Raw genomic sequence first — 3,491 nt, 5'->3', positions numbered from 1 at the left:
TCGTGAGGACGGTGCGAGTGCGACCGGTGCAAGGCCTGCCGCATCGTCACCCTCGTCCGCACCTGGGGTGGCGCCATGCCGGACGGACTAATCGCCTGCAACGCGGGTCAGATGCCCCGGCGTCCAGCGATAGCGCCAGCGGTGCGGCCCCGGTGGCGGGCAGTCGTTGGCGCGCGCCTCACCACCGGCGGTGACGGCTGCGCGTTGGCAGGTGGGCGATTCAAGCCGACTTTCGAAGCGCACCTGGATTTCCCCACCCACCACCTCAAGACCCGTGAGTTCGCCCGGGATGTGGACCGACACCTCGTTGGCGTACCCCACCTCGCGGAGGATCGCGAACGCCACGTCATCGGACGACACGTTGCCGGGATACGCCGACTGTCCCCGCCGATCCCCCGGCCGCAGCGCGGTCATCACCACCAGTTCGTTGGGTCGATTGCCGGTCGAGCCGGAGGTAGTGGCGGTGTAGGTGTACACGATGCCGCGCGTGCCCGCGCCGTCGATGTCGGCCACGCGAATGTCGACCGGTCGATAATCGAAAACGATGTCGTCGGGCGGTAGCATATCGAGTGTCGCCGCGACGGCACGCCGTGYCGCGTCCAACGTCAGCCGATCACCGGCCATCACAGCCCCCATCGCGGTAAAGACCGCCAACAGCAGCAGAACCCGCCCCATCATCGTCCGTGTCATGGTCCAGCTCCTTATGAACTGGGCCCAGTATGCCGCAGCGGCGGGCGCGCGCAGGCGACCGCCGTCATCCTGTCGTCCCGGCCCCTGTTTACGCCGGCCGCGCCTCGTCCGGCGCCACTGCCTCGGGCAGCGTCGGCTGGGCACTGTCCACGGTCATCGGTGCATCGCTGCGCAGCAGCGCACGCGCCTCGGCCTCGCTGGCCACCGCAGGTGGCGAGCCACGCAGCGGCATGCGCGCGGTCTCGTTGACGAACAGCATGGTGATCACCCCGATCACCGCCGCACCCATCAGGTAGTACGCCGGTACCAGCGGGTCGCCGGTGCGCTCCACCAGCCAGGCGGTGACCAGCGGCGTGGTGCCGCCGAACAACGACACCGATACGTTGAAGGCGATGGACAGCGCGCTGTAACGCACCGGGGTGTAGAACAGCGCCGGCAGCGTGGAGGGCATCGAGCTGGTGAAACACACCAGCGCCAGCCCCAGCAGCATCAGCCCCAGGAAGATCAGCCAGTCGTTGCCGGTGCCGATCAGCTTCAGGCACGGGATGGCGAGCGCGAACAGAGCGATACAGGCGCCGATGATCATCGGACGGCGGCCCAGCTTGTCGCTGAAAAGCCCGCCGACCACGTTGAGCGGCATCATCACCAGCATCACGATGATGATCAGCAGCAGGCCCTTGCTTTCGGCATACCCCATCGTGACGCTCAGGTAGCTGGGCATGTAGGTCAGCAGCATGTAGTCGGTGACGTTGAACACCAGCACCAGGCCCACGCACTTGAGCAGCTGCGGCCAATGCACGCGGAACAGCGCACCCAGACCGGGGCGTTCGTGGTCACGCTTCTCGGCATCTTCAGCATAGGCACGGAAGGCCGGGGTTTCTTCGAGCTTCATCCGCATGTACAACCCCAGCAGGCCGAGCGGGCCGGCCACGAGGAACGGAATGCGCCAGCCCCAGTCCAGCATCTGCGCGCTGCTCAAGGCCATGTGCAGCGCCGTCACGGTGCCCGCGCCGGCGATGCAGCCGCCGAGCGTGCCGAACTCCAGCCAGCTGCCCATCAGCCCGCGGTTGCGGTCGGTGGCGTATTCGGCGATGAAGGTCGCCGCACCGCCGTACTCGCCAACGGTGGAGAAACCCTGCACCAGCCGCGCCAGCAGCAGCAACGCCGGCGCCCACAACCCGATGCGGTCATAGGACGGAATCAGGCCGATGCTGAAGGTGCCCAGCGCCATCAGGATCATGGTGAACGCCAGTACTTTCTGCCGCCCGTACTTGTCGCCCAACGGACCGAATACCAAGCCGCCCAGCGGACGCACCAGAAAGGCGACGGTGAACGTGGCGAAGGTGGCGATCAGTTGTGCGGTGGGATTGCTGGAGGGAAAAAACACCTGCCCCAGGGTGACCGCAATATAGCCGTAGACCCCGAAGTCGAACCACTCCATCGCGTTGCCGAGTGCGGCGGCACCGACGGCCTTTTTCAGCATCGGTCAATCGACCACGGTGACTTCGTCCACCTGTACCTGGCGACGGCGTTTGAACCAGCCGAAATGGGCATGTGCGGCGTGGCGGTCCTGCATGGGTGCTTTCTCCTGGAAGCATGGCCATCACCACGCCCGAGGTCCCGCGCACGGCACAGGAAAAAACCGCCTCCGGAAGAACGCGGCAAGATGCGCGAAGAGGGGTGGCAACAGGCGATCCCGGACGGCCGCGTGGAATTCCACGGTACTGCAGGAAGGATGACCGAGAGACGGGCAATGGCCCGAGGCAATGATCAAGCGCGGCATGATACTACACATCGAAAATGTGATCTTTGCTACATCTTCACATCTTCAAGCCGGCGTGCGCGCACGCATGCAAACGCCATGAGGAATCGGGCAGAATTCGTTCGCCGCGGCGACGTGCTCACACGGAACGTGCGCCCGGCCCCACCCAGCACGAATACCCAACCCATCGAGGCTCCATGTCCATCAAGTCCACCACCCTGTGCGCCCTGCTCGGCCTGCTCGCTCCTGCCGCGGCAATGGCCCAGGACAGCACCGCATCCACGCTGTCGCGGCTGCTCGAATGCAAGCTCACCGCCGCCGAGGTTGCCGCGTTCACCGGCCGCATCAATGCCGAGGAAGTGCAGGACTTCGCCCATGCCGGATCAGACGCGTCCGGCGATGCGGCCCTGAGCCTGTGGAAGAGCGATGCACCGATCACCGCCTGGGGTGAGACCTCCAACCTGGTCAACCTGTCCAGCACCACCGAAATRCACCTGGCCTTCAAGGTGGCACCCGGCCAGGAACTGACCCGTGGCAAGGCCATCGTCGATCGCATCGGCGGCATGTCGCCGCGCCCGGACCAGGCCGCCATGGAAGAAACGTACGGCTGGAAGGGCATGGATTACCGCAAGGTGCTCAGCGACAACCGCAACGTGCGCGTGCTGGTGGACCTGAGCTATTCGCCCGGCTGGGTGACGGTGGGCTGCTCGTACGGCGATATCCAGTAAGCACCTGCCTCGCGCAGTGACGACATGCGGCGGCCGCCCCTGGCCGCCGCTCGCGTACCGTGCGCCCCCTTCCCCACGGCGCCGCGCTTTCGTCAGCGGATATGGATTGCGGTATACGCGGTGTTGAAGGGGGCATTGAGCGAGGTGTTCTGGAAGCCGAATTCGCCATCCTGGGCACCGTCCAGGCTGAAGTAGTACAACCAGCCGACGATGGTCTGGCCCGGTTGGCACTGTTGCGTGTAGCCGCTGCCGTCGACGCACAGCCGCTCGGTCATGTACTGCGCGCCGCGTGGGAGCGCTGAGCCCCAGAG

Annotated in this window: 3 protein-coding genes and 1 pseudogene; 1 reads left to right on the top strand and 3 read right to left on the bottom strand. The window is 65.8% G+C overall.

The genetic code is table 11. From position 1 onward, the window contains the following. Positions 1 to 87 precede the first annotated feature (87 nt). The gene (locus ACXJKH_RS17035) at positions 88 to 690 is read right to left on the bottom strand and encodes a hypothetical protein (RefSeq protein ID WP_457321095.1); all 603 of its coding nucleotides are present in this window, start codon (positions 688 to 690) and stop codon (positions 88 to 90) included. Between the two features lie 88 nt (positions 691 to 778). Continuing rightward, a pseudogene (proP, locus tag ACXJKH_RS17030) lies at positions 779 to 2,266 on the bottom strand (glycine betaine/L-proline transporter ProP). Between the two features lie 383 nt (positions 2,267 to 2,649). On the opposite strand from proP, the gene ACXJKH_RS17025 reads away from it, so the two are divergent. Then, entirely contained in the window at positions 2,650 to 3,180 is a 531-nt protein-coding gene (locus ACXJKH_RS17025) for a hypothetical protein (RefSeq protein ID WP_457321093.1), read from the top strand. 92 nt (positions 3,181 to 3,272) lie between these two features. Here the strand turns inward: ACXJKH_RS17025 and ACXJKH_RS17020 are convergent. Next, a partial coding sequence (locus ACXJKH_RS17020; RefSeq protein WP_457321091.1) for a DUF4879 domain-containing protein occupies positions 3,273 to 3,491 on the bottom strand: 219 nt, incomplete at its 5' end.

The sequence above is a fragment of the Stenotrophomonas sp. P5_B8 genome (assembly GCF_054049855.1).
Note: the sequence above shows the minus strand (reverse complement) of the source record. Positions and strands in the feature narration are given on the sequence as shown.